This window comes from Halomicrobium sp. HArcht3-1, from assembly GCF_058933345.1.
Genome location: NZ_JBZYDM010000007.1, coordinates 43,247 through 69,252, shown reverse-complemented (window position 1 = coordinate 69,252; position 26,006 = coordinate 43,247). Strand labels below are relative to the sequence as shown.

The window sequence follows — 26,006 nt, the reverse complement described above, 5'->3', positions numbered from 1 at the left end:
ATAGAGCGATATATCCACTAGAGCGGACCTATACTTCCTTCATAGAGTCACAGTGATAGAGTTTTCAAACTTTTCTATGGTTATAGAGAGTTGTTTTTAGAATGTATGGATTCACACACCATCATTTAATATTCAAATTCCCCATGATGAGGGTATTTTATTCTAATACATTAGTCGTTCGTCTAGTTTAGCTCTGTGTATTCCACTTCACCAGTGAGAACCTGCAGGCCCAAGTCTGTGATACGGAACGCTGGCTCTTCTTTATGGCGCTCTGCAAGCCCATGTTCGACATAGACTGGACAGCGCTGGGAGATCCATTGGCGACTGAAATCTGTGTTGATCTCGAGATTCTTTGCCGTATGCCAGCCTTCGTACTTCCCGAGCTCTTCGAGGATGTATGGGTCGGCAGGTACTGCCCAATTGACTTCTCGATACATATGGACACCTATCTGTTGTAGGAAACAATGTAAATACTATTCGATGCGCTCCCAGAAGGTATTCTCATTTTCTAAGACATACAAGAAGATCTGAAGAAATACATTCGAATGTTCAAGTTCATATACTAGCTTGATAGTGGTAGAACTGAACGCTGATTCCACAGATCTGCAACGACCCCGGACCCCCTCAAGCGATGGAACAGCGACACACAGACACGTATGCAAGGGCCAGATACTGATTCACCATCACAGAAGCCGAAACGCACTCCATGGAGTACCGCTGGGACGAAATTCGCAGTCACGCTTACAGCGATTTCACTGGTCGCAGTTGAACCCGCACTCGCTCTACAAGCCTCAGACGGAGCCGTTTGCAGTACTGAGAAGCTTCCCGGAATGATCGAGGGCTTCTTTCAGCTCACTACCGGGTTGGGCATTCTGGGTCTCGCTGTCGTTTGGCAAGCGGACTCTCTTATCGAGATGTTCACACTTGATCCAGAGCAGAAGAAGGGACTCAAGCGTCACAAGCAATCCGCGATGAGGTCTGCCGTGATCCTCCTCATTCTCGGCCCCCTGTACACGGTTGCAGGGTCGATGATGAGCCTTCCACTGGCAAGTTGCGTGAATCTCGTCCCCTGGTAAGTCGGTCACAGCCTCCGTGAGACCCCTACAACAACGAGAAATCGCTGTACTCATCGCAACCCTCTGCGTCGCGAGCGTCGTCACGGGTATCGTCTCAGCGCTCCCGCCGCGTCCGGGTACGGAAGACAATGGACTCACTGAAAACGATTCAGCAACGCTCTGGTCTCGTGATGCGGATAACTACATCAACCAGGAAGAGTACCGCCAACGCTACGGCAGCGAGCGAACGTCGATCCACCAGCTTGCGAACGGGACAGACATTACGTTCAAGCGGCCGCCTGCAACTGCCGCCACGTGGACTCGAAGCGATTTTTCCGATCTCGACGCCGGTAGATCTGATACGTCCGTCCATCCGTCTCATGCATCCCTCAAGGACGGTCAATTCATTAAGAACGCTCACGCGTCAATGTTCGCGGTCCAGCCTTCGACTCGGGGCCATCTGGAATCCGGTGAGACGCCGCTCTATGTCGCCCCAAATGGCGCGGTCCGCGGATTCGTCGATTACCGGATCCGTCTCCCAGACGACCGATCCTCGGAGAACAGGACTGTACAGTGGTCACTCACGAACCACGAGATCGAAGAGGTGCGTCTGAAAGCAGACGAAGAGACCATCGCGAGGAGCGATGGAACTCACACACCCGTTCTCGACTATCAGATTGAGGATGACTGGAGCACGACCCTCACCCTCGAAGCAGAGATCCACATCCAGTTGCGGAAGACGGTACGGACCGAAGTGGTCTCCAGAATCAATGTGACCAACAGTACCGACGCAGTGAATGAAACCAATTCGACCAACGGGACTGTTGCGACCAATAGAACCGAACTGATTCGTGAAATCGAGATTGAAGAGATCGATCGTGAGGAGACGCTGAGCGTCTCAGACTCGATCGACGTCGAGATCTACGACCTCTCTGCGTACCCCTATTACGCAGAGTATCCGAACGGTGATTCCGGCGTTGCCATTTTCCAGTCTCGACCCTGGCAGGGGTACACGCTTACTGAGGAAGGCGACACAAATGTTCGTGGAGTCTGGCGATTCTACACTGCCCGCGATCCGAACTGGGATACGCTCGTTCAGTCCAACCGAACCGCTAGCGCCGAAATGCAGTCGGATGCGATCCCGGTCTACGTCCACGCGTATCCCTCCCGGATTGGACCGCGTGCAGAACCCGTCCATGACGGCCCGGAGATTGTGGATATCTGGGGGAGTGAGCGACCCTCCCCAGCGGGGACCATCGGTGAGAATGTCACCGTCGAGGTCGTGAACCAGCCGTACACGGCGACCCACGGTCTTGCTGTTCGAGCCGAGGCTGTCGACCGGGACGCACTCCACGTTGCAGGTATCGTTCGCGGCGTCAACGCATCAATTGTCGAGTCCAGAGGAGGGTCTGAACGACAGCTTCGTCGGAGCAACCTCACGGTATCGGTTCTCGAACAGAACCAGTCACAGGCCACGCTTCGGATCGAGCTCCGTGACAACGAGACGGGTGCGCCGATCATCCTCGACGATCGTGCTCGCTCGAATCCCATTCGTGAGGACCCCCGGAACGGTTACATCACCATCGCCGACCAGCGAGTCGAGACCAATGCGTCCGGTGTTGCTATCGTCGCCGTCGACGATCCTGGAATCGACGAGGTGCGGTACCAACCAGAGTCCTGGCTGAGCCAGAATCCTGCATACGTGAGTGATACGGCAAGCGTCCGCTGGCATCCACTCGGAACCATCGACGGCTGGTTCGCGTTCCTCTTCGAGATCTTCTGGCAGTTCATCCCGTTCTTCGTGATGTTCTACACTGGACATCGTCTCCTCAGAATGTTCGGTCCCAAAGACCGCTTCGATCGAAATCTATGACACGAAATAGCCCACAGATCAGTCGACGGAATGCCCTTCGAACAGTCACCGGCGCTGCGCTTGTGAGCGTTGCTGGTTGCCTGGGCGATGATGGAGAGTCTGGAACGTCCGGTGACGTGGACAGTTCTTCGGATGGACAAAGCCCGCTGCAACGAATCGCTGTCGAAGGGACGACGCTCGTCGTTGAGCCTTCCCCCGACGCTGATGTTGATCAGATCAACCTCATTCAGCCGAACGGAGAACTGTTTGGAACCCGTGATGTGGCCGCAGGGGCCCAACGGGTCTCGTTCGAGATCGGGACTGCGTACGAGCCTGGTGACTATCGCGTAATTGCGCTGAGGGATGAGGAAACCGTCGCTGAGAGTACGACGGAGATCGTCCCGGAGATCCAGATTCAGGACGTTGGACTCTTTCGAAATAATCCTGACAAGCCGTGGGACGAGATCTACGGTGATACTGAGACAGACCGCTTGAAGAACGGTGAAGCGTTCGTTACTGTGAAAAATACCGGGACAGGCCCAGATGCGATTGTTGAACTCGTGTTCTCTGGAGATGCCCCCAGTCCCATCGAAGATCCCCGAAGGAGCGGGATGTACGAAACAGAGCAAGTAGTCGTTTCACCAAGGGAGACAGTGGACCTCTTCAGCAATTCGTTCCCCTTTGGATCAGAGTCTGAGAAAGGGATGGGGTGTTCTCCCGAGGGCAACAGCGGGCAATTCACCGTTCTCGTTGAGACACGAGTCGACGGAAACAGGGTCAGGAAAGCATTCGATGTTGAGTACTCTGGGTCTGAGGAGATGAGTAATTGTAAGGTCACGATCACGGAGGCCTGACGATGGTTGACCTAATCGATGTCGTACTGGAGGGGTTCAAAGACATCGTAGAGTGGGTTCTCGGTCTATTCATGGATGGGCTCCGGTCAGGGTATCAGACCCTGACCGAAGCGATGTTTGGAACACCAACACCACAGACTGACGGAGCGTTCATTTTTGGTGAGGCAACCAATGCTCCGTGGCCGACGATTCAGGATGCGCTCGTTGGTGGTGAAATCATGCTGATCTCTCTGTTGCTTCTCGTGATGAGCGTACAAGGGCGCCATAGCATTCGGATATTCAACATGGGGAGCGCCTATGAAGCCCGAAAAACCAAGAAAACTGCTTGGGTTGGTGCTTTCCTGATCGTCACCTGGTACTGGATCGGTACTCTCACCCTGTATCTCGTGGATGGATTCACGATTGCCCTGATGCCCGACCTCTCCTCAGTAGCAACAGCAATGCTACAATTCTTGCGTGTCTCCATTACTAACCCTGGACTGGGATTCCTGTTTGCGTTTATCGGGGGAGTTTCGATGTGGGCCTTGGAGGCACTCTTCTATATCCGAATGATCCTGCTCTATGTATATCTGTATGTGATGCCGATTGCGTTCGCCCTCGCCTACGGCAACCTACCCGTTCTCTCTGATATCTCCATGGGATTCGTCAAACGATTCGTCCCTCTTGCTGTCCTGCCGCTGCCAGCTGCAATGGTGTTCAAAGGATATGATCTGATCTACGGCGGCGGAGCGCTCACACCACCGACTGCATTTCTCAAGGTCCTCGTCGCTGTCTCACTCCCGCTTGTTGCCCTCTTCATCACGTGGAAGACGTTCAAGTATGCGACGCCGCTGACAGCCAGGGTCGTTGGTGGCGCAGCGAGAGGGACAGCTCTCGTCGGTGGTGTCGCAGCTGGTGCCTACGTTGGTGGTGCAGGTGTCGCGACGACAGCAGCGCGGTGGGGACCGAAAGCAGCAGCCGGCCAGGCCATCGCACAGAAAGCTGCTGCTCGAGGCGGGCACGAAACGGAGGACGAGGCTCCATCGTACCGTCGAACCGAAAATGATCCTGGCGGGGCCACAGCAGACAGATCGAGTAACCGCCGTGGAATGGAGTACGATCGGGGGATTCACTAATGGCAACAGATCCCGACGCGGCAGCGCGGCGTATCATGAACCAGCTTGGCGAAGAGAGTCGTGTCCCCTACCTCAACATCGAAGAAGGTGATGTCGGCGTGCTCATCGCCTTCCCAATCATCGGGCTGTTCATCGCGAGTTTCACCGGCGTCGATTCGCTATCGCTTCCATTCGTGGCTGGGGGACTCGGCCTCGGTGTTGCAGTCATCTATGTCACTCCTGACCACCTGAATGCGTGGACGTGGACGAAGGCTGTCTACCGGTACCTCAAGCGCCCACGAGTCACGTTCGGTGTCCCAGAGGAAGCAGACAGTAGTACGGACGAAACAACGCGAAATCAGGGCGGGTTCGCAAACTACACACCGTTCAAACCGGACGAGCGAACGCAGGATCTCACGAACGTCGAGCGGGCGTGGCCGGGCGCTGGCGCGATCCAACGGACGGACGGCGCGATGGAGGCTTTCATCGAGATCGACCCGGGGAATATGGACTTCGCAATGTCTGAGGACTGGGCACACCTCCAAAGTGCAGGCGAAGACTTCGCCAACAAGGAACTCGACTCGAAGCTCAAATTCCACGCGAAAACCCGCTCGTTCCCGGTCGAGCAAATCACGGAAACCATCGAACAACGGCTCACTGACGAAGATGTCTCTGAAAATCCGATCTTCCGAGAACTTCTCGAAGAGTATCGAGAGACTCGCCCCAGAGAGATGCGTGACCGTGGCATCCAGCAGATGCGGTATTACCTTGGCGTCGAGGTCACGCCGCTCGAAGTCTACGACAGATATCGAGATGAGGGGACGCCAGCCGAGAAACTGACAAAGTTCCCCGTCATCGGATTCCTCTTCAACCCCTTCGTGACTCGCCGTGCAGATCTCACCGATGTCGAGCGACGAGCGCTGATGTTCGAGAAACTCGACGGGCGCGTCAATGACGTTCGTGCGGAATTTATCCAACAGACCTCCGGCTGGTCTGCTCGCCGGCTCAGCACGGTGGAGTTGTTCGTCCTGAATATGGATTTCTGGAACGGCCGCGAGCACGACTACGACGAGGCAGACCACCTCATCCGTGAGCAACCGATCATCGGGCATTCGCGCCGAGAGGAGACGACCGATGCGTGACGTTCTTCTGCAGTCAAGCGATGGAGCCGTCGCACAGCTAACCGAGTGGCTCTTGAATCCGGCGTCATCAGAAGGAGCGTCGATCTACATCCTCCTGATCGTGGTCCTTGGAATCTCTGGAAAATACTTCTGGGACCAGCGCACCGCCGACGAGGAACCAGAAGTCGACTTCTCGGACGTCCTCGACGAGGCAACACTCGAAAAAGGCCACACAGAAGGCCAGCTCCTCGATGACATCTCCGAGTCTCACAAGACAGTAACCGCACCGGCAGCCGTCGAGTGGGAGACACGGGCAGCGCACGTCGGAGAGCAGTGGACGACGACGCTCTACATCGTCGACTATGCCGACTATCCGAGTGACGGCTACCTGAGCGAACTCTTCGAGCTGACCGACGTCGAATTCGACCTCACAGCGCACATCACGCCAAAGAATCAACAGCGAGCACGCAACGAACTGCAGGAGATCGCTGATGACCTCCAGGTCGACGCTGATCTGGAACAGAGCGTCCGCAGTGCCTACCTGCAAGAGCGAGCAAACGAAGCCGCTGCGACCTACAAAGCTGTCGAGAACGGGGCGAGCGTCTTCGGGCAGGCGATGTTCATCACGGTTCGCGCTGATGACAAAGAAAACCTCAGAGATTCAGTCCAGAAGGTCAAAAGCGCCCTCCGAGACGATCCGGCCAATCTCACGCCGAAGACCGCGATCTGTCGGCAGGACCTCGCGCTGCAGTCGGCTGCTCCCATCGGGGACAACGTATTCGGGCGCGAGTCCATCGCCCTCGGTGGGGCCGTTGGCGCACTGCTCTCGTCGCCGCATAATGCGACCATCCTCGAGGAGGGTGGAGTCGAGTTCGGCATCCACAAGGACAACCAGAGCCCCGTCGTCATCGACCCGTTCGCCCGTGACAACGGGTATGCGATGTTCACTGTTGGCGATACTGGCTCTGGCAAGTCGTTCAGCTCGAAACAGAATTTCGTCCGCTCGATCGAGCAGAGCAAGGACCGCATCGGCATCATCCTCGAACCGCTCAACAACTGGGCGGGTGTCTCTGAGGCACTCGGAGCGAAACGCATCACCGTTGGTGGGACACTCGGCCTGAATCCGCTGGAGATCCGCCAGACGCCGGAGCACGTCCAGCGGGCGATGGGGACGGACGCGAGCCCGTTCAACGAGAAGCTCGACGACGCGATGAGCTTCCTGACGAACTTCTTTGCGCTGCGTGGAATCTCACTCGGAGACCGTCGGACGACGCTCGAACTCGGCCTGAAGCGTGCGTACAAGCGCAACGATATCACCGACGACATTGCGACGCACAGCAATCCTAGCCCGACTATCCGAGAGATGATGGACGTCTTCGAGGAGATGGTCGACGATCCAGACTCGTTCGTCGTTCGGTCTGACGAGGAGACCGGGAAGATACGTGAGGACGCGACGTGGTTGCTGGACCAGCTTCGCCCCTTCGAGGAGGAGGGCCGCCATGCTAATCTGGGCAAGTCCTCAGAGTTCGACATTCGCGACGAGAAGGTCATCTACCTCGACCTTGCACAGCAGGAAGGAAGCGTCGAAAGCAGCACGGCGCTGACGATGCAGTTGCTCATCTCGCTCGTATACGAGCGGGCGAAGGAGACGGACAAGGAAGTCGTGTTCGTCATCGACGAGGCACGCTACATCATGCAGGACGCCGCGAGTCTGGCGTTCCTCGAAACGGTGTTCCGACATCACCGCCACCACGATCTCTCGATTCGTCTCGTCACGCAGACTGTCGACGAGTTCTTCCAGCACGTCGAATCCGAGGCGATTCTCGATCAGTGTGCGGTCAAACAGTTCCATCGCCTGAATGGGATGGACGAAGAGTGGGCCAACGAGTTCGGCCTGAATTACGCCCAGATGCGCTATGTGCAGGATGCGGTCCCCGGCAACGAGGAGGCAGGCTTCTCTGAAGCACTCGTCGGCGTCGACGCCGAGTGGCGCGGCATCAAGGTACAAGCAATGCAGAAAGAAAAGCACGTCATCGACTTCGATCCGACAGCACAGATCCCAGAGCGACTTCCCGGTGCAGACCAGGATGCAATTGATTCTGAGGGGCAGGCACTGCGTGATGCCCTACAAGCCAGAGCTTCGAGTACTGTGGAGCCAACAGCTGAGACAGAAACAGATGGCGGCTCAGAGGAAGAGCGACCGTGATGAAACGCGAATACATCCGTGTCACATTGACGTCCGAGGAACTGCAGACTGAGGCGGCTGCACCAGTCCTCGCCAGCCTCCATAAATTGACGACTGGAGAGACTCCCGGCCTTCTCGAAAGGCTCAACCCGCTGAAATCGACAGCACCACTTCGCTTCGAGTTTCTGATCCTCAGCGAGGGAAAGGACGCCCCTGTCGAGTTCTACTATGGAGCAGATGAGCATCTCGATACCCTCGAAAACCGGCTTCGCTCGATCTATCCCTCGACGTTCAATATTACCCGAGTCGAGATCGACCCGGCGACGAAGCTCATCCCACCAACTCAGTACGAGCACGAGGAGTTCGTCGAAGCCCTTGATAGCGGTGAGTTGCTCTACGACTTTTCGGAGGATGAACGAGTCGAAAGTGATCAAGATGCCGAACCAGAGCACGATTCGAGTGCTGTGGACACGTCCATGGAACCTGCGGCGTCCACCGAAGAAGATGGCGAGACAACCGTTGAGACAGTGATCGAGACAGAGACGGGGACCATCGAGATCGATTCCCGCGAGGCACTTTCCGAGGGCGAGATGCACACGTCGATCAAGAAGCCAACACAGACGGCAGATGGGACAATTCTAGCTCGTCAAGCGATCGACCGTCTGCAACCAGTCGGCGTGCAGTGGTGTGGCGTTGCGACTCGGAAAGACGACTGGATGACGACGATCGACAATCCAGCGTCGGCGTCGACACGGTCCGGATCGACGAATGCGTTCACGGGACCGCCGCTTGCAACACTCATCGACGAACTGAGTGACGCTGAGTATCCGATTGGCTTCCAGGCGCTCTTTGAGCGCCGTTCGGGGTGGGTCTCAGACGCAGAGCTTCGAAAAGAAAATCTCAGGGATGCCCGAGATACGTGGAGCCAACGCTGGATTGGCTCACTACTCGAAGGTGACGCTATCGACAGGGATGATCGAGAGTTGGACGAGACTGTCAAGAAGCGAATCGACCAGATCACGAACAAGGATCCGAAGCGAACGTTCACCGTCAACCTGCGAGCGATCGCGGCTCCACCGAACGAAGATGCCGAAGTGACACTGGATTCGAAGATGGAGTCGCTCCGTTCGGTCTTCGATTCGCTCGATGGCACATACTACGGAATTGAGGGGCAACGGATCCGTCAGGCTGGCTGGCGACAGACGACGAAAACGAAGAATGCGCGTAAGGTGCTTCGCCATATTCTGGATCGAGAAATTCGCACCGGGAGCGGGAAGAGCCGCTCAGATCTGGTATTGAATGCAGGCGAATTGGCGAACTTCGTGCTCGCCCCGTCTGCTGAGAAACTCACTGTCGAAGGGAGCAGAGGGACTCGCGCTGAACATCAGAGTCGCAACCCACTCCCACGGCCTCACCCGGACTTGATGCGTGAGTTCCGTACCGGTATGGCGCTCGGTTACGCACTTGACGAAGACGGAGAACCCGAAGACACTCCGGTCTACATTCCACCACGGTTGTTGCCAGTCCACTATGCCATCCACGCAATGACTGGGGCGGGGAAGTCAATCCAACTGATCATTGCTCTCCTCTCGTTGCACGAGAACACGAGCGGCCCAACCATCATGCTCGACCGGAAAGGCGACGGGATGGCCAGGAACTACATGCGTGCCCACGCTCGCCGATTCGGTACGACCGACCTCGAAGAGAATGTGATCCACTTTGAAGTCCCGGATCTGCTCCCCGGCTTCTCTTTTTTCAACCTCACTCCAGCGCTGGCGAATGGGCACCAACGAAGAGATGCGATCCAGCGCCTCTACGAATATTTCCGAGAGATGATGATCCTCGTGATGGGCGAGGACAAGTACGAAAGCACCGTCACCTCAGGCACGCTCATCAAGGCCCTCATCGGTTCGCTCTTGGACGAGGAACACGGTCGCGAAAACGGCCGCTACCGGGAGTCAGCAGACTATTTCGCCTATCGACAATTGGAAGACATGGTTGACCAAGTGGCGGCGGCAGGACCACCAAATCCCGACCTCGAGAAGGCACCCAAGTCGAGTGACGAGGTGGACACTCGACGCATCCGGCGACAAGTTGATCGTGATACAAAGACGGCCAAGAAAGTTCTCAGTGGCGTCGCAAGCCGCCTTGCATATATCTCCGACAATATTCATCTCCGCCGGATATTCAACAATACTGAGGCTCGATTCGACTTCCGCGATATGCTTGAGGAGGACACGGTCATCATCTTCGATCTTGGTGACCTGAGTGAGGAGAGTGCCCACTTGCTGACTGGCCTCATATTGAGCAATCTCCAAGAAGCGCTCAAAGAGCAGAAACAGGAAGTAAACGGTTTCTCGGACGATTACGTCGTGAATCTGTTCATCGACGAAGCGGCGTCGCTCGTGGTCTCCGATCTATTGAATGACCTCCTCGAAAAGGGACGAAGCTTCCGGCTGTCCGTGGGGCTGGCAATGCAGTTTCCAGAGCAGATCGAAGCCGAAGGCGGACGGAAGATGTACCTGAACGTCCTCAATAACGTCGGGAGTTCACTCGTCGGGAATGTCAACGTCGACCGGGAATTAGCCAGAGCGATGGCACACGAAGAGATGGACCCGGAGGACTTCGCTAATCGAGTTGGGTCACTCCCACGGGGAGAATGGATTGCCAACCTCCCGAGCCCGACATTTGGTGAAACAGGTCCGTATCCGTTTAGCGTCAAGCCATTGCCGATCCCCGCGGGTCATCCAGAAAGCGAGTTCCCGCTGCGCGGTCAGGAAGAAGAACGCTTCCAAGAGACGCTCTCGGCGATGCACCAGCGGATTCGCGAAGAATACTGTGTGCCACAAGAGGAGAATACCTCTACAGAGCAGTTGCCTGAAGCAATACAGGAGGCTCTGGCAACGACGAATCAAGATCTCGATCAGGCGCTGGCGAAGACGATTCGGATCGTTCAGCTCAGAGAAGGGGTTCGCGAAGAGAACGGCTGGGTGGCCGTCGAAGACGTCGACGCCGAATTGCGATCGTGTTTCGACGATCTCGATACCGAGCCACCAGAGTACGATGTGCTGGCGAATATCCGCGAGCGGTCTCGCTTGCTAGAGATTGACCTCGATGCAGCCGGCGACGCACTCCTCATCCGTTTGACCGACGCCGGAGAGGAAGCAGCAGCGCCAGAGACTGGTGACACACGAGCCGCCGGAAGCGAGGCACACGATGCAGCGTTACTTGCGGTCGAAGCAGCACTCACACCACTTGGATTCCGTGTCGCGATCCCCACACAGGATGGGAGCGAACTGCCAGATGCCACAGCGACGCATCCCGACCTCGAAGAGACGTTTGCGATCGAGGTCGAGACCACAACACCGGAGAATCCGGTGAAAGTTCTCACCAATCTCAGAAAGGCCCAGGACTCAGGACAGATCCCCTTGTTCGTTGTCCGTCCTGGTGAGACAGAGACCTACTGGGCAGAGCGAGTCGAGCAAATTCTGAGGCCCCCAGTTCAGGAACTCTCCAACGGTCAAACTCGATTCTACAGCCACGACCACCATCTCACGTTCAACGGCGGGGCGACCGAACGCGGTGGTGTCACGGCTGTGCGGCCCAGGGCCGGGGAGAGCGATACGAACCGAACGATATGGGTGCGCGAAGAGAACGGACTGGTACTAAGAGACGGTGAGGGAACTGAATATCTTCGTCTCTCGTCGTTCGAAGAAGTCTCAAAAGACCGCGTCCCGGCTACCTACAGCTACGATCATGCAGCCGACGAGTATGTCGTCTACGAGCAGGGTGAGCAACACGTCTACAACACCAAAGCGGAATTCGAAGCAGACTGGGTGCGAGTCAAGAAACCGTTCATCCCGGAACATGAACTCTCGACGCCCGACTACGGTCCGGAGTCATACGCGATCATCATCCTCTCCGACGACGGTGACACAGTTGTCTACGCCGACGGCGGAACCTACCCCGTCGAGACACTCTTGGAGAGAGTTTCGGGGCAGAGTGATGGAGGCTCCACGGAGCCCAATCCAGAAATACCGCCGATTGACGCGATCGACGATGATGCTGATGCTGTCGTCGAGCGGTTCGTCGCTCTCCATCTGGTCGAAGACCCTGAGAGCAGGCTTGCCGCAGGAGAAGTATACAAACAGTATGAACAGTGGATAGAAAACTACGAGATCGATCCCGACACCAAGTCGTGGTTTGCTCGCCGGCTGAGCACTCAAATCACGTTCGAGCGAACGACTGAACGGACAGATGGAAGCCCCGTTCGCTACTATGAGGGACTCGCATTCAACCAATCCGGGAGTGTGGATACGTAGTGAGAGCATCTCGGCTGCCCTCCTATTCTGGGATCAACAGCATCCACAGCACGCATCTATGTCTCTGCAGTCACTGGAACCGTAGCACCGGTGGTGACGGGGTCGAAAATCGCGAAAACGGACGACTACACCGTGTTACGCGAATCGCAGCGTGTGGCGTAACGCGAATCCAGCAGCGAGATGTTGCCGTACGGCCGTGGTGGTCGTCCTCGATCCACTGTTCCGCCAAAGCAGCGTCCCTGTTACGCCAACAACCAACTAGTATAGTGAGGGGGTACCCCGTTGGAACCACGGCAGTATATGGGTCTCTGAGCGACGGCATTTTTTCAGCGACCCACAGGGTCGAGGTCGCTCGAACAGACCTTCGAGACTCATGACACCAAAATACACACTCGACGAATCGGTACTTCCGACATCCATCATCGAACACGATCAGTGGATCTGCTGGGAGGAGAAAGAGCGCGAAGGGAAGCCAACGAAAGTGCCGATCACACCGGGCAGCGGCGAATTTGCCTCGTCGACGGACGAGCAGACGTGGACCACCTTCGACGAGGCCCTCGACTACGCACAAGCAGGGAACGCAGATGGGGTTGGCTTCGTCTTCACTGGTGACGATCCGTTCGTCGGCGTCGATCTAGACGACTGTCGTGTCCGAGAGACTGGCACCGTCGACGAGACAGCACAGGATATCATCGACCGACTTGACTCCTACACGGAACGCTCACCATCGGGAACTGGCTATCACGTGCTCGTCAGGGGCGAACTCCCGGAGGGACGAAACCGAAACGGGAAAATCGAGATGTACGACTCGGCGCGCTTCTTCACCGTAACAGGCGGCCACGTCGCCGAGACGCCATCCACGATTGCGACACGACAGGACGCGCTCACTGCCGTCCATCGTGAGTACGTGCAGGACGACGTACAGGACGAAGACGTCGAGCAGGCACATTCCGCCGACGAATCAAGCACGGACAGTGGCGGCGAAACGAACCGGGCGTCCGCTCCAGATATATCTCTCACGGATCGTGAACTCCTCGCGAAGGCCAAGCACGCAACGAACGGGGAGAAATTCGAGCGCCTCTGGAACGGGAAGACACGTGGGTACGAAAGTCAATCTGAGGCAGACATGGCACTCTGTTTCCTGCTGGCCTTTTGGACCGGTGGCGACGCAAAACAGATGGACCAGCTCTTCCAGCAATCCGGCCTGATGCGTAAGAAGTGGGACGAAGTCCACTACGCCGACGGCTCAACGTACGGCGAAAAGACTGTCGAACGGGCCATTGCCCGGACGACTGAGTTCTACGATCCTGACTCGGCGAACACTCGAGAAGCCGAAGGTGACGCTCGCCACGACGGAACGTCATCGATGGGCCACCGAGAGCAGGCCTATCTCACCGAGAAGAATCGACTCCTCAGAGACCGTGTTAGCGAGCTTGAAGCCACGCTTGCACAGAAGAATGACCGTATCGACGCGCTGGAAGCGACCATTCGGGATCTACAAGAAACGCTCTCTGAGCGAGAGTCCAAGGATGAACGGCTCTGTGAGCAGGAAGACAATGGCCCTGACGCTGACGTGGATGACTCCGACAAGCGAGCACTGTGGGGGCGCGCCAAACGCTTCATCGCGAACGACGAGGAGTGACAGCGAGCAACTCGGCGAGATTCTCACTGCTGGCAGTGAGTGGCGGCGGTTGTGTGAAGTACATGGATTTCGGACTTATGTGTATGACCGCTGATCGCAACCGCGTTCGTTCGGATGGGGGAATCGACGCGCTAGATCGACCTCCAATGGATGTGATTGACGAGGAGACGCTCAAGCCAAAGACACTGGCACAGAACGCCTCACGACTCGAAACAGTCATCCAACTGCTCAACCACCCGGCACTGGCCCGTGTCTATGTTTACGTGTGTTACTGGGGGCCGGTTGCGCCGCCAGAGATCATGGAGGCGCTTGATCTCTCGAAATCGACGACCTACGAGTACGTCGATCGGCTGGTCGACCTCGGCCTTGTCGATCGTGATAATTCGACGCGACCCCAGCAGTTGACTGCGGACCCGATCATCATCGTCGAGCAGTACGTCCCGATCGTTATCACGCCGACCGTCCTCCACGCCCTTGCACTCCAGGAGGTCGACGAAGACGTCGAGTACTTCATGGACCGCTATGGTCTCGGGAAGCTCATCGCCGCACTACGAGGTACAGGGCTTCACTTCGCAGGGAAGACAACCCAGCGGATGGTCGCCACCGATATCGACGTTCGCGAGACGGAAGCGATGATGATCATCTACGCGCTCAAACCGGCACTGGCCGTCGGTCGAGAACACGACCCGTACTTTGAGTATCTCTTCCCGGATGCGCATGAGGAAATGGATCTCCCAGACCTTGACGAGGTCGCTGGTGCCCCATCCTATTCGTCAGACCCTGACCGGTGAGTCCATCAGGTAAGCGAGGGAACGCCCACGAGTGCAGCCGACGATTCATGTACTTCCCGTCGTTCTCCCCGTACGAGTACGACGACTAGATAGGCGTCCCAGCTCGGTCAGCGAAAAACCTGACCGTGTTCTAGACGACCTGTTCAAAGACGCCTGACCCCGAGAACCTATCTGTCAACCCGGCCTTGCACTGCACATAAGCACCGACACCGACGGAGCGGATGGTGAGGATCCGACCACACCGGTCGAGATCTCGCTCTCGCTCGGTGAGAGCGGCGATCTGTGGGTTGCCCGGGATGAAGAGACAGGCGTCGCCTCACAGGGAGAGACTCGTGAAGAGGCACTCGCCAACCTCGACGAGGCGGTGGCTCTCTACCACGGTGATATCGGGCGTGAGCCCACTGACGAAGAGCTGCGTGAGGTCGGCATCGATCCGGAGGAGAACACATCTGGTGAACTCCCGGATATCCTGAAATAGTGAGTAGGGGTGGTTTCACGCGATTTTTCTGGCGACGACGTGATCAAGGTTCTCGGCAACGTCGGCGGCTTCGAGTAGCAACGGACGACCGGAGACCACGTCAGCATGAAGTGGTTTCCACCAGAGGAACACGATACAGAGCCGCGGACAGTGAGCGTCTCACGTCACGACCGGATTGATACCGGGACACTCCGGAATATTGCCGACCAGGCCGGTGCAGAGAATTTCGATGCATTCTGTGAGTGGATCGACCGCAACCGCTGACTCCTGAGAGTCCTCTACGTGCCGCTCCAAGAGAGAGCAATCCGGGCGCATTAACCAACACACTGCGGGAGTAGACGCTAATGTTGGTTAAGTGAAGTCGCACTTGTACGAAACTGCGGAAGCACAACGGTCTCCAATCTGCAGTGCACTCTGTCCCTAGTCAGGAAACTATTCCTCGAAGTAAGAACTATATCCTTCGCCCTACAATCCCGAATATGTCCGAGACAGGCGCCGCCGATGGTCCGCCCCCCTTCGAGGATGCGTTCAGTAGTGACGACGTCGAACAACGCATCTACGGCACCATTCTGCAGACCCGGGAGCCGATGACGGCGAGCGCGATCGCCGACAGCGCCGACTGTGACCCCAAGACCGCCCGGAAGTACCTTGGCTGGTTCGACGATTTGGGGATCGTCACTCGACACGATGGCCATCCGGCCACTTACGAACGGAATGACGCGTATTTTGAATGGCGACGAATCAACCAGCTCGCAGCCGATCATTCCGTCGAGGATTTGCAGGATCGCGTTCGTGAGCTGACGATGCGCATCACCGAGTACGAGGCGACGTACGACGCCGCGTCACCGGCCGCAGTCGACGCCGTCGCCGCTGCGGAGGGCAGCGACGAGCGAACCATCGACGACGTGTACAGCGACCTCGCCGACTGGGCGACCGCCCGTGAGGAGCGTGACCGCTACGAACGCGCGCGCCAGCAACGCACGGGTAGCGAGCGCGAACAGGCGTCCGGGTAGTCCGCTCGATGGTGCCACCGACAGGCGATGGCGGGAGCACTGCCCCCATCGATCGTCCCATCCTCGAGTTCCTCCAGTCGCGGCTCCAAGCGACAAGGCAGGTCTCCCGAGCGACCGTCACGGACGCCAGCGGCCATCTGGAACTCCACATCATCTTTGCACCGTCGTACTACCCGGCAGCCGTCGACGAGGCGCAGTTGACGGTCCGTTGGTACACGAATGACGACTTCAAACTCCACTATCGAGAGCAACACTCGGACCATACCTGGGAGTGCCGGTGGGACCGCCACCCGAATCCGCACAATACACGGGACCATTTCCACCCCCCGCCCACCGCCCCGACGCCCGGCGAGGACGCATCGTGGCCAGACGACCATCGTGACGTCGTTGCGCTCGTCCTCGACGAGATCGAAGACCGGATTACGGCCCTCTGGAGTGAGTAAGGGCTACAGTCTTGCATGGAGTATTTATCGGCGCCAGAAGGCGTGCAGCGCGCGACAGCGTGCGCGGCGTGACTCACTATGGTTGATCCCGATCCGAACGACGACACGAGTGCCGACTACGAACAGTTCGAGAAAGAGTTGCTCGCCTAGGACCGCGACGCCGCCAGGGTCGACACTGCGGACATCGACGACACGATGGCCCGTAGCCTGGTCGACGATCTCGTCGACGCGGACCTCGTCACTCCAGTTCCTGAGGACCGCGTTCTGGTTCACGAGCCGAGCGGCACCGCATTCGACTCACCAACGCAGCTAGCCGTCTACCATCGTGGCTGGACGGCCGCAAGCGACGCCGGCGAGGAGGACGAGTGATGCAGCAAACGCTCGTTGGCTGTGCCTTCTTCGACGCCCCGCCTGGCACCGAGACTGGCGAGGCGCACACCTGGGGCCAGGACGAGCGGGTCACCCACCCGATCTGTGTCGGCTGCGCTACCCAGACGCGGCCGGATCCCGATGAGCGCGATCACCACGCCTGCGACAGCTGTGGCCTCGTCGTCGACACGAACGCGGCGCTGACGCGGTTCCGAGTGGAACTCGGCCACCTAGAAGGCCCGCTCCAACTCTGCGCCCGGTGTAGTCCCGATGGGCCAGCTACCTACTGGACGCGCGACCTCGAGGAGCATCTCGTAGACGGGTGACGCTTGGCCGAGTGAGGCTCACATCGTACACACAAAAACGGCTAAGTGCGTTGGCTCACAATGTACACATCATGAGCACCGATAAGAAGCGCGTGCAGTTTCGGGCCCCCAATCGGCTCATCGACCGCGCCGACGCACTTGCCGCAGTCCTCGGGGAAGACCGGACAGACGTCCTCGTGACCGCGCTTCGGGAGTACCTCCAAGACGCCGCTCACGACGACGCACTTACCCAAGAGATCGCCGCCGCCTATTACGACGACGAGATCACCTTCGATCAACTCAAAGCACTCGTCGGCGCCGAGGAGGCAGCAAACCTCCGCGTGTTGAAACAGCAGTTGGACGAGGACTTCATCGACGAGGTCGCCGACGCATAGATGTCGCGGCTTATCGCAGACGCCTCCGCCCTCGTGAGTCTCGGGATCGTTACTGACGACGACACCGATCCACTCGCACTCTGTCTATCCCGGTACGAGGTCGTCGTCCCTACGGCGGTCATCGATGAACTCCAAGAGATCGCCTCCTACGATGACGTCCATGGACACGCCGCGTCCGCAGTACTCGACCAAGCGGAGTCGTTCACGACACAGTCGGTCGACCTCGATGCCGAGTTCCCCCTCGATGACGGTGAGAACGCGGCGGTCACACTCGCGAACGATCTCGATGCTGCGCTTTTTCTCTGTGACGAGTTCAACCAACTTGGCTTGATCCACGCCTCACTCGCTGATACCCGACTCGTCACAACACCGACGCTGCTCTCGGTTCTCGTTAGAACTGAACACCTATCAGCTGCTAATGCACGACTGCTCCTCGATGCGATTAGCGATGCTCGTAGCTGGGGTGCGAACAGGTACGTGCAGCGAGCTCGCTCGTTGCTCAAGGAGCCCTGACACCGTGGAGGATACTTCGAAGTGAACAGGAATGCCCGAGAACGACGCGCTCTACGACGTTCGTGAACGAACCAAGAATCCCGAGCACGCATCAGTTGACGATGTAGTCGAACTCGTGCTCGAACGCGCACAGCATCCCCGGACGGAGCACCGGGACGCGCATCTCGACGAAATGATGGCTACTGTCGTCGACAGGTACGGGACCGACTCCGTCCGAACCGTTATCCAACGTATCCTCGTCGACCACTACCCCTTTCGGACTGCCACGCACGACCTCGATGCAAGGCCCGCCACACAGCTAACCGACAAGTGGCCCTCGCTCCCCGAAGCAGTTCGAGTCACCTCCGAAAGCGGCGAACAGCTACTCACAGCCGCTCGTGAACGGACGGGGCAGACAGTGTCAACGCAGTCGCGGTGTGAGGGGGCGCACACGACGTTCCTCTACGACGAGGGAGGGCACGACGTTCGTGACGAAGATCGGGTTACAGAGCTACTGGAGAACGCCGAAGACGACGACTGGTTGGTGCCAGGGATTGCACTCCAGCGCGCCGTCGACGACGACCAGTCCGAGAATCGTCAACCCAGTGCTTCCTCGAGAGTACGTCTTGAATGTCTCAAGTGTGGTCGAATGACTGAGCATCAGTTTCAGGAGTTCGAGTCTCTCCCAGATGGGGATTGGTCTAGCCAGCCGATGTGGGAGTGCCTGGTGTGTCAGTCGCCTCGACACGGACCGGATCCCGAGTAGGATAATCGGTTGAACTACACCTTAAGGACCAACACAGGATGTCTACACGAAGCCTGTTGGTTAAGACTGGTGCAGGGCTTCAGCGGGAGACATCAGCGTACCTGCTTCGTTTTTCTGCGCCCGACGTCGGCGAAGGAGTACATCATGGATTCACGAGACACACCAGGATACCGGCTGTATCGCACTCTGGGCAAGCTCAACAGCAGATACCGAGGTTTATGGCTGAACTCATTCTACCAAGCGAATCCATCGTGCTGTGCAAAATAGCCGGCACTTGAAGGCAGACAGAAAGATTAAACCCGTGATGGTCGTAGAGTCTATTAACCCATGCTGACGCGCGCAGATGAGAGCGACTTAATCGACGATATCAAAGAGGGTATTGGGATTGCTCTTGAGTGGAGAGGAGCGTCAGCCTCATCGATTGATTCGATCAAACTAAACAAACTTGCGTATCTTGCTGTCGAGCGATTAGAGGTCCCCCTCACTTTTGGGTGGTATAAATATGGTCCTGCTCCTGTAGACCTTCGTTATTCAGAAACTGCTGTTACGGCTACGTCGCAAGACGATCTTGACGCACCCCATGAGTCGCGACTGCCCGACAGGGATTACTACAGCCCGATGGAGTATGCCTACTTTTTCCATGAGACACTGGACGAGTTTGACGACATCCTGCAAGCCCGAACTAAGGAATTTCTCATCTCATTCTATGAGCGTGAGGCACCAGAACCATATGATGATCTGTATGTCAAGAATGCTCAACTCCAGCAGGTACTAGATGAGATCAAGTCCAGTGACACGTGGCATGATGATGCTGATGTGTACTACCGTGAGGTGAGTCAACGAATTGGAGAACTTACCCGTGAATTGATGAAGGTCGAGAGTCTGCGGGAAGTCCAGACTCCATTCCGCCTCTATGCAAGATTCCTAAAGCGACTAATTGCCAATGCGTCTGCCCAGGACTCACTATCGGCCTCACAACAGCGGTTTATGAAACGAATTGTCGATTATTATTATGGCGGTGCGTGGAAATACGTAGCGCTTAAAATTTCAGAGAACACGGTCCCTCTATCACCAGGGGATAACAAGGAGAAACTCCTGACGTCAATTGAGAATGACCGTCAGGAGATGCGTAGTGACTACCAGGACGATTTGGACACATTCAAAGAACGCGCAGTTCGTTTAGATCTCGTTCAAGAGGAAGCTGAAGGCGATTCCGTTTCATCTTCAGATAGTGGCAGTAGTGAACCCTCCGACCGAGAACGTGCAGAGCTGTGGTCCCGCGCTAGTGCTGAAGCACTAAGTGAGAGTTATAAAAAGAGCGAGACACTGGATGACCGTAGATAGAGGGGACATTGTACGGGTAGATTTCCCAGAAGAAGATGAAATACCCGATTGCGAGTTCGATAGCCCACATCCAGCCATCGTTGTTCAGAACAACAGCGCGAATCACCAACTCGATACTGTTACTGTGGTTCCCATTACAACGAACGATTATAGTGGGAATGATTTCGAGGTTCAACTATTCCCGGATGAGGATGGTGTTGAGAGGCAAAGCGTGGCAAAAGCTAATCTCATTGCGAGCGTTTCTATACAAGACCGAATCATGAACGAAGAGGAATGGAAGATGGGCGAGATTAGACCAATCAAGATGGATGAATTAGAAGCTGCTATTTCGAGCCATCTTTCTATTTGGTAAAGCACTACTGCCAGAGTAGAGTGACTGCGCGTACCACGCCGCCTACAACTCGGATACGTTCTCAGTTGAGTACGAAGCCGATTACGAAACCGGGGACCTGACGATCAGCGTCGACGAGAAGAACCGCCAGTCGGAGTTCGAGAACGTCTAGCCAGCATCGTCAGTACTATTTTTTGAGCGCCGGCGATGGGTGCCGGCGCATCACGTAGCGAGGCAGTGTGCAGTCGCGTGCGTCGGCAGATGAAGGTGAAAACCGATGCATATGGTCATTTACACTCTGGTAGAGGCATCGACGCGAGACGACGCAGTGGCCACCGGCAAAGCAGTATTCGATCGGCTGGTTGGAGCCGACCCGCACGGTGGCGCCGTATTCGACTACTTCGTCACGTTCGATCAAGAAGGCACGACTGTGGCAGGGAAAGCCCGTTGGGGCGACCTCCCAGTTGCAGCGCGCGTAGACTCTGACGAAGGCCAGGAACTCCTGGAGCGCGGTTGGGACGCGACGAAGAGCGAGTTCCAGCGGAATCTCAATCGAGTCCAGGAGGCGCTCGACGAGCTTAGCGATGATGAGATAATGCGTGATGAGAACCTCGCCCGGCATGCCTTCCATCAAGTCGGTGCCTACGACGGTCCCTCGATTTTCCTGTACGACCAACACGGTTGCGGGATTCGCCACCGAGGCCAGCTGGATCGCATCGTCGACGAGAGTGACGACCTCTGGATCGTTCCGGCGGACGTCCATTTCTAAACGATGCCCAGAATCACAAACTGGCGACGTGGGGCCGCTCGTCAACGTTGGCGTATCGGAACACATCGACCAACCACTCTTCCTGCTTGGCCACGGTGTCGAGGGCCCAGCTGACGGCGTCCACGGTGACAAAGAGTACCTCTACGTCGTGGAAATCCCGACGACGAAAGGGGCCGAGTGGACAGTCAAAGTGAGCGAGCACTCCGCGTTCACCCCACTGGGACGATCCGACCGACGAGGCCTTCGAGCGGGCCAGCTGGCAATTCCGCGGGCCGCTTGAGGACCGGCTCACAGAATTAGTTCGGGACGAAGCAGTCGTCAAGTAAAATCCCAAATCGTATTTATGTGATTGAGATTTAGAAAGATTCAGATGATTACGAAGGCCGGACTCGCCGTGCTTGACGCACTGAGTACCGGTCGTGAAGCGACACCGGTGGAACTCGCGGCTGATACCGGGTATTCACGAGAACATCTGTACGACGTACTCGACGAATTGCTCGCAGCGAGATTGCTCGCAGAAACCCGTAGCCCCAGTAATCAGCGTCGAGTCCGCATTGCGGAACATCCCGTCACCGAAGCGTATCGAACGCTCCAGTCGGAGTTCAGCCACGTAGACTGGACGGAACTGCTCTCGCCAGCCACCCTCCGCGTGTGTTGGTACCTCGATAGGCCACGACAGATCGCTGATATCGCAGACCGGCTCGGAATTACCCGACAGGGTGTCCATAGCGCGTTATCACCGCTCAAGAACCGAGCATTACTCTCCAGATCCGATCCGAAATACGCCCTTCAGGACGGGGTCTCGCCGCTGTTGACGTTCTCCCGGGCCGCCGTAGAGCACGAACATCGATCACGAGTCCGAGAAATCGCCCCTAGCGCCACGATCGCGTGGTGCGATCCGAAGCGATCCCTCGTCCGCGTACAGACCGCTGAGGATACGGACGCACTCCAAGCAGCTCCAGACTGGGAGATGACCGGACTGGGCCGGTTTGCAGCGTATGGTCTACAGTTTTTCCTCGCCGGCGAGCCTCCGTTCTGGTATGCTCCAGACGAGGAGCTAACGCCTGCTGAAGCCGTGTGCCATACGCTCCTTCTCGATAGCGGATCCCGGCGGGTCAGCTATTCGATGCTGCTGATCGAGGCGGAGGATATCGATCAGGAGACACTCATCGAGACCGCACAGTGGTACGACCTGGAACCTACTGTAAAAGCGTTGTATCGGCCACTTCAAGATGACTTCGACAGGACAGATGATCTGCCCGTCATCCTCCCGAAGAAGGACGAATATATGGCGCTCAAAGAGCAGTACGGAGTGTCGTAACACCAACACCGTAGCCTGACGAAATATTGCGACGGGTTAGATGATGCCGCCGATCACGAGAACGCCGAGGACGATTAACAGGGTCGCAACCACACTCCCGCCAGCCAGCAGCTTGTTCTCCATTGCCTTCTCGTGGAGTGGCATCTCGGCGTACTCCTCTCGGAACGCCTCGAGGTTCTCCTCGTCGTAGAAGTACTTCGTCTTCAGCGCGAACCGTTCAGTCACTGCACAGCCGGTACAGACCGGCTCCCCTTCGAGCCGTTCGGTCTTGATGTGGGTGTTGCAGGCGATCGCCCCGCAGTTCGGACAGTAGGTGTACGTCTCGTCGACGCCGCTCGTTTCGCAGTGGACGCACCGATGAATCCCGTCCTCCAGAGTGACCCGTGAGGGGCCAGCAGCATAGTATTCGTATGGATACGAGTATTCCAGAATCTCTGTCGTCTGCCGAACCTCAGGTAGATACACCGGCTCAATCGATTGCACTGAGATGTCCGAGAGATTCGGCTCACACGTCTTGTTGTAGGTGACGTTGTTGTCGCCGGTGTAGGTCACCGTCGTCGTGTGGTAGTCCTGGAGGCGGTCAACAGCCCACTCCTTGTACTCCGTTTGGGTCTGGCCGAACCGTCGTTCCTCGACGTCGTCGAATACCTCGGTAAACTGCCCGGTATCGAGGGGAACCGTCGCGTGGAAGTTCTCGGTGACCAGCGTCGAGACATCGTCATCGGCCACCTTCGGATGGCCGCGTTCAGCGTGGACAACGAACTGTGTACGGTCGTTGATCCGGTGGATGACACCGACGGAGGTCTCGAAGACAGCGTTCGTGTCGGCGGTGATTGCGACCACCGGCCGAAACGTTACCTGCGAGCGCGGCACCGGCAGATTCGCGGCCTCGATGTGCTCGATGTCGCGGAACGCCTCCTGGACAGGTGCGTCGACATCCGCCGCCGGGTCGTACGGCCGTAGTGTCTCGTCACAGAGGATCTCGATGCGGCCGTTGTAGAGATCGAGACCGATCTCGTCGGCGATCTCCCGGAGGTCCTCGCCGTCGAGCAGCTCGATGGGATGGGGATCATCGTTCTGCTGGAGACGCTGGGCGTACTCCTGTGCGGGATTCGTAAACCGACCGGTCGTCACGACCATCCCGCGTTTCGGACCGTCGAAGTCGAACGTCGCGATTGCCGAGTGGAGCTTCTGGACGACCGGCCGCCCGACCGTCCCCGTGTGCTTGCACTCCACGATGATCGCGCGCCGGGTGCCGTCGACGACCTCCTCCATGATGACGTCCCGCCCCTCGTCGGCGGTTCGCTCGGCCTGACGGACGTTCTCGTACCCAAAATTCCGGAAGACGTCCTCTATCACGTCCTCGAACTCAAACCCTGAGAGATCGTCCAGTACAGCCATTCCGATATACCTGGACAGTACGTTGCAACTGTCAAATACGTTGCCGAACGCAGCCCCGCCCTGTTTTTTAACCCCCTAGAGGGGTGCAGGGGTGATCGAACGAGCCTCCCGCGAACAAACCTATGAGTGGAATCAGCAACCCACGCTCACACGTACAGTCACGGACCTCGGCAGATCCCGACGTCATCTACGTCGGTTACCGTCGTCGAGGCCGCGCCATCGTCGAGAAGCAATCGGACCAACAACAGCTCACGCCAGAGCGGAGTCTCGAGATGGCGAATCACAGTCCTTCGGGCTTCGAATGGGGATATGGTGGGAGTGGGCCGGCGCAACTCGCACTCGCCCTCCTGCTCGATTACACTGACGATGAGGAGGTGGCACTGGCGGAGTACAAGGCGTTCAAGACCGAAGTGGTGAGCCAGCTAGAGTGTACAGGACCCGACGTCGAGACACCGCCGATCGACACGGCAATCGACGAAGGGTGGGCCCGAGTCGCAGCCTCATTGGAATACAGGAACGCACTCGTCTCCCGGACGATGGATGGCGTGCAGCGATACATCGCGAACGCTGATGACCGTACTGCAGACGAGATCGAACGTGCGGATCCAGCGCTGGCAGGGGTCGCCGCTCAAGCGTTGTCGACGAGACCGCTGACCACGCTTACATCTACACGACAGATACCCTCGCTGGAGAAGGGGCTGAGAATGTCTTCGCCAGTGAGGGCTACAGAGATTCAGAAACGGATTTGATGGTATCGACGAGTACCGGCTCGATACGACGGCTGGAATGAGAAGCGGACTCGTGGCAGTCTGTGAGTCGCAGTCAGTCATCGGTGTTTGTGTCAGACTGACTAGCTACTGTTCATAGAGTGTTTCGGCGAGCAAGGGAGGAAGATAACGCTGTTGTCGTAGAAGATTAGCTGTCGGGAGCCGGGGTATATCGATGCAGTTCTATGATCGCTTCGGCGACGAGCGTGGGCTTCAGCATGCCTTGTTGGCGGTCGAAGTCACGGTGCTTGATCGTCGTCGTATACCACGGTGAGATGTAGGCTTCCGTGTCTGACCCGCCCTCCAGCCAGGCCTCGTCGGGGACGGCGATTGCACCGGTATGCTGCTGCGTCGTCATTGCGAGTGCAATGCACTCCGTCTGTGCGAACGGATGTGAGCTGTCGCTGACGATGATCCACGGACGGTACGAGGGACCGGACTTGTGTGGCGCAGGACCCCACCAAACCTCCCCTGCTTGTAGCTCATTCCTCGGGCTCCGAAGACTCAGCCATACCGTGGCCCCACTCATCAGGCTCCTCTTCGCCGAGCCGCTCAGTCGCTGCACGGGCAGTTGCCAAGGACGAGAGCGTGATATCAATGTCGTCGGCCTCACCGATCGCCCAGTACTCTCCCCGATGACGCACGAGATCACGTTCTTCGAGCCGCGAGAGGACGACACCAACGCTTCCCCGTGCGACACCCGTGGCCTCGTGAATCTCCTTGGGCGTGTATGCTTGCTCCGGGTGAGCCGCAAGGAGGCCCAGTATCTCCTCGGCATTCGTTCGCCCGTCCGAACGAAGTTCGTCGGTCGAGTTCTGCTCGAACCGGTCGATGTCGATCGGCATATCCACTACTTTGTAATCAGGAGTAATAGCTGTAATGGCTGTAATAACTAT

General features: G+C 57.3%; 25 protein-coding genes and 4 pseudogenes. 25 read left to right on the top strand and 4 right to left on the bottom strand.

All coding sequences use genetic code 11. The features are described from left to right. Window positions 1–182: 182 nt before the first annotated feature. On the bottom strand, window positions 183–437 hold the full coding sequence (locus AC5FRW_RS13015) for a winged helix-turn-helix domain-containing protein (protein WP_493568888.1): 255 nt from the start codon (window positions 435–437) through the stop codon (window positions 183–185). A gap of 219 nt (window positions 438–656) precedes the next feature. On the opposite strand from AC5FRW_RS13015, the gene AC5FRW_RS13010 reads away from it, so the two are divergent. From AC5FRW_RS13010 to AC5FRW_RS12895, 24 genes and pseudogenes are all read left to right on the top strand, one after another. Then, window positions 657–1,076, top strand: a complete 420-nt coding sequence (locus AC5FRW_RS13010) for a DUF7985 family protein (protein ID WP_493568887.1) — start codon at window positions 657–659, stop codon at window positions 1,074–1,076. A gap of 16 nt (window positions 1,077–1,092) precedes the next feature. After that, a complete protein-coding gene (locus AC5FRW_RS13005) occupies window positions 1,093–2,928 on the top strand; it encodes a DUF8186 domain-containing protein (protein ID WP_493568886.1) in 1,836 nt (611 codons plus the stop codon). Continuing rightward, window positions 2,925–3,761, top strand: coding sequence for a hypothetical protein (locus tag AC5FRW_RS13000; protein WP_493568885.1), 837 nt, complete (start codon window positions 2,925–2,927; stop codon window positions 3,759–3,761). The genes AC5FRW_RS13005 and AC5FRW_RS13000 overlap by 4 nt, the downstream gene beginning before the upstream one ends. Before the next feature lie 2 nt (window positions 3,762–3,763). Further along, window positions 3,764–4,876 carry a TrbL/VirB6 family protein gene (locus AC5FRW_RS12995; protein WP_493568884.1) on the top strand — a complete coding sequence of 371 codons (1,113 nt, stop codon included), beginning with the start codon at window positions 3,764–3,766 and terminating at the stop codon, window positions 4,874–4,876. Beyond that, window positions 4,876–5,997: a TraC-like domain-containing protein gene (locus AC5FRW_RS12990; protein WP_493568883.1), complete on the top strand. Its 1,122-nt coding sequence runs from the start codon at window positions 4,876–4,878 to the stop codon at window positions 5,995–5,997. Before AC5FRW_RS12995 ends, AC5FRW_RS12990 begins: the two co-directional genes overlap by 1 nt. Next, window positions 5,990–8,182, top strand: coding sequence for a VirB4 family type IV secretion system protein (locus tag AC5FRW_RS12985; protein ID WP_493568882.1), 2,193 nt, complete (start codon window positions 5,990–5,992; stop codon window positions 8,180–8,182). The genes AC5FRW_RS12990 and AC5FRW_RS12985 overlap by 8 nt, the downstream gene beginning before the upstream one ends. Next, on the top strand, window positions 8,182–12,483 hold the full coding sequence (locus AC5FRW_RS12980; RefSeq protein ID WP_493568881.1) for a helicase HerA domain-containing protein: 4,302 nt from the start codon (window positions 8,182–8,184) through the stop codon (window positions 12,481–12,483). The genes AC5FRW_RS12985 and AC5FRW_RS12980 overlap by 1 nt, the downstream gene beginning before the upstream one ends. 373 nt (window positions 12,484–12,856) lie before the next feature. Continuing rightward, complete coding sequence (locus AC5FRW_RS12975) at window positions 12,857–14,125, top strand: phage NrS-1 polymerase family protein (RefSeq protein ID WP_493568880.1); 1,269 nt, start codon at window positions 12,857–12,859, stop codon at window positions 14,123–14,125. A 62-nt stretch (window positions 14,126–14,187) separates the two neighbouring features. Continuing rightward, complete coding sequence (locus AC5FRW_RS12970) at window positions 14,188–14,916, top strand: DUF7437 domain-containing protein (protein WP_493569010.1); 729 nt, start codon at window positions 14,188–14,190, stop codon at window positions 14,914–14,916. A 250-nt stretch (window positions 14,917–15,166) separates the two neighbouring features. Continuing rightward, window positions 15,167–15,394 carry a type II toxin-antitoxin system HicB family antitoxin gene (locus AC5FRW_RS12965; protein ID WP_493569009.1) on the top strand — a complete coding sequence of 76 codons (228 nt, stop codon included), beginning with the start codon at window positions 15,167–15,169 and terminating at the stop codon, window positions 15,392–15,394. 93 nt (window positions 15,395–15,487) lie between these two features. Beyond that, window positions 15,488–15,658, top strand: a pseudogene (locus AC5FRW_RS12960) (type II toxin-antitoxin system HicA family toxin); the annotation flags it as partial. Between the two features lie 215 nt (window positions 15,659–15,873). After that, window positions 15,874–16,407 (top strand): DUF7342 family protein, encoded by a 534-nt coding sequence (locus AC5FRW_RS12955; protein WP_493568879.1) that lies wholly within the window; start codon window positions 15,874–15,876, stop codon window positions 16,405–16,407. An 8-nt stretch (window positions 16,408–16,415) separates the two neighbouring features. Then, a complete protein-coding gene (locus tag AC5FRW_RS12950) occupies window positions 16,416–16,850 on the top strand; it encodes a toxin-antitoxin system TumE family protein (RefSeq protein ID WP_493568878.1) in 435 nt (144 codons plus the stop codon). Between the two features lie 78 nt (window positions 16,851–16,928). Then, window positions 16,929–17,219: pseudogene (locus AC5FRW_RS12945) on the top strand (DUF8069 family protein). Further along, window positions 17,219–17,545, top strand: a complete 327-nt coding sequence (locus AC5FRW_RS12940; protein ID WP_493568877.1) for a DUF7558 family protein — start codon at window positions 17,219–17,221, stop codon at window positions 17,543–17,545. The pseudogene AC5FRW_RS12945 and the gene AC5FRW_RS12940 overlap by 1 nt, the downstream one beginning before the upstream one ends. 71 nt (window positions 17,546–17,616) lie before the next feature. Continuing rightward, window positions 17,617–17,919 (top strand): hypothetical protein, encoded by a 303-nt coding sequence (locus tag AC5FRW_RS12935; RefSeq protein ID WP_136601315.1) that lies wholly within the window; start codon window positions 17,617–17,619, stop codon window positions 17,917–17,919. Then, complete coding sequence (locus AC5FRW_RS12930; RefSeq protein WP_493568876.1) at window positions 17,920–18,432, top strand: PIN domain-containing protein; 513 nt, start codon at window positions 17,920–17,922, stop codon at window positions 18,430–18,432. Between the two features lie 31 nt (window positions 18,433–18,463). After that, window positions 18,464–19,177 carry a DUF8158 family protein gene (locus AC5FRW_RS12925; protein WP_493568875.1) on the top strand — a complete coding sequence of 238 codons (714 nt, stop codon included), beginning with the start codon at window positions 18,464–18,466 and terminating at the stop codon, window positions 19,175–19,177. Window positions 19,178–19,504: 327 nt separating this feature from the next. Next, complete coding sequence (locus tag AC5FRW_RS12920) at window positions 19,505–20,521, top strand: DUF8098 family protein (protein ID WP_493568874.1); 1,017 nt, start codon at window positions 19,505–19,507, stop codon at window positions 20,519–20,521. Next, window positions 20,508–20,873 carry a type II toxin-antitoxin system PemK/MazF family toxin gene (locus tag AC5FRW_RS12915; protein ID WP_493568873.1) on the top strand — a complete coding sequence of 122 codons (366 nt, stop codon included), beginning with the start codon at window positions 20,508–20,510 and terminating at the stop codon, window positions 20,871–20,873. Before AC5FRW_RS12920 ends, AC5FRW_RS12915 begins: the two co-directional genes overlap by 14 nt. 28 nt (window positions 20,874–20,901) lie before the next feature. After that, window positions 20,902–21,024, top strand: a pseudogene (locus AC5FRW_RS12910) (DUF8025 family protein); the annotation flags it as partial. A 105-nt stretch (window positions 21,025–21,129) separates the two neighbouring features. Next, window positions 21,130–21,621: a DUF7995 family protein gene (locus AC5FRW_RS12905; protein WP_493568872.1), complete on the top strand. Its 492-nt coding sequence runs from the start codon at window positions 21,130–21,132 to the stop codon at window positions 21,619–21,621. Between the two features lie 58 nt (window positions 21,622–21,679). Next, window positions 21,680–21,947, top strand: a pseudogene (locus AC5FRW_RS12900) (hypothetical protein); the annotation flags it as partial. A gap of 44 nt (window positions 21,948–21,991) precedes the next feature. After that, on the top strand, window positions 21,992–22,942 hold the full coding sequence (locus AC5FRW_RS12895) for a MarR family transcriptional regulator (RefSeq protein WP_493568871.1): 951 nt from the start codon (window positions 21,992–21,994) through the stop codon (window positions 22,940–22,942). A 36-nt stretch (window positions 22,943–22,978) separates the two neighbouring features. Here the strand turns inward: AC5FRW_RS12895 and AC5FRW_RS12890 are convergent, their stop codons facing one another. Then, the gene (locus AC5FRW_RS12890) at window positions 22,979–24,343 is read right to left on the bottom strand and encodes a restriction endonuclease (protein ID WP_493568870.1); all 1,365 of its coding nucleotides are present in this window, start codon (window positions 24,341–24,343) and stop codon (window positions 22,979–22,981) included. 122 nt (window positions 24,344–24,465) lie between these two features. On the opposite strand from AC5FRW_RS12890, the gene AC5FRW_RS12885 reads away from it, so the two are divergent. Beyond that, window positions 24,466–25,092: a DUF6166 domain-containing protein gene (locus AC5FRW_RS12885; protein ID WP_493568869.1), complete on the top strand. Its 627-nt coding sequence runs from the start codon at window positions 24,466–24,468 to the stop codon at window positions 25,090–25,092. Window positions 25,093–25,258: 166 nt separating this feature from the next. Here AC5FRW_RS12885 and AC5FRW_RS12880 read toward each other — a convergent pair whose 3' ends face one another. Next, window positions 25,259–25,468: an ArsR family transcriptional regulator gene (locus AC5FRW_RS12880; RefSeq protein ID WP_493568868.1), complete on the bottom strand. Its 210-nt coding sequence runs from the start codon at window positions 25,466–25,468 to the stop codon at window positions 25,259–25,261. Between the two features lie 124 nt (window positions 25,469–25,592). Beyond that, window positions 25,593–25,955, bottom strand: coding sequence for a MarR family transcriptional regulator (locus AC5FRW_RS12875; protein ID WP_493568867.1), 363 nt, complete (start codon window positions 25,953–25,955; stop codon window positions 25,593–25,595). Window positions 25,956–26,006 lie beyond the last annotated feature (51 nt).